The 773-nt window shown below is 73.5% G+C and carries 1 protein-coding gene and 1 pseudogene; both read left to right on the top strand.

The window, feature by feature from the left end; all coding sequences use genetic code 11:
* Positions 1-96 precede the first annotated feature (96 nt).
* A complete protein-coding gene (locus D7W79_RS42440; RefSeq protein ID WP_120530795.1) occupies positions 97-576 on the top strand; it encodes an RNA polymerase sigma factor in 480 nt (159 codons plus the stop codon).
* Positions 573-773: pseudogene (locus D7W79_RS42435) on the top strand (ActD-like protein); the annotation flags it as partial. The gene D7W79_RS42440 and the pseudogene D7W79_RS42435, both read left to right, overlap by 4 nt.

Here is a 773-nt window from a genome sequence, read left to right as displayed (position 1 = left end):
GGGGGAAACGGGGTAGGGACGCCGCTTTTCGTCAAAAGGCCGGTGACAGATTTCGGGGGCACCGGTGTTCCTCTGGCCAACCGGGAGGCGTGCGCGGTGTCCGTCGATGTGGAGGCCTATTACCGACGCTTTGGCCCCCAGGTGCTCCGGCGCTGCCGCTTCCTGCTGCGCGACGAGGAACAGGCCGTGGACGCCATGCATGACGTGTTCGTTCAACTGCTGCGCTACCAGGCCGCGCTGAAGGACGCGGGGCCCTCCAGCCTGCTGCATCAGATCGCCACCCGCGTGTGCCTCAACCGCCTGCGCGGCGCGAAGCGGCGCCCCGAGGACCGCGACGACGAGCTGGTGCTGAAGATCGCCGCGTCCGGCGACACCGAGGCGCGCACCGCCGCCCGGGGCCTGCTGGACCGGCTCTTCGGCCGCGTCCCCGCGTCCAGCCGCGACATCGCCGTGCTCCACCTGGTGGACGGCATGACGCTGGAGGAGACCGCCCGCGAGGTGGGCCTGTCCGTGTCCGGAGTGCGCAAGCGCCTCCGGGCCCTGTCCGCTGTCCTGCAGGAGCTGGAGGCCGCATGACGTCCCCCCACCGCACCCCGGACTGGCTGCTGGAGCGAATCGCCCTGGGGGAGCTGCCCCCGGACGAGCTCGCCGCCGCCCGCGACCGCCTGTCCCGCGAACCCGACGGCCCCGCGCGCCTCGCCGCCCTGGAGGCCGACTCGCGCGCCACCCTGGAGGCCCTGCCCCCCGACCGCGTCGCCCGCGAGGTGAAGGCC

The sequence above is a fragment of the Corallococcus exercitus genome (assembly GCF_003611585.1).
In the GTDB taxonomy this organism is placed as follows: domain Bacteria; phylum Myxococcota; class Myxococcia; order Myxococcales; family Myxococcaceae; genus Corallococcus; species Corallococcus exercitus.
Note: the sequence above shows the minus strand (reverse complement) of the source record. Positions and strands in the feature narration are given on the sequence as shown.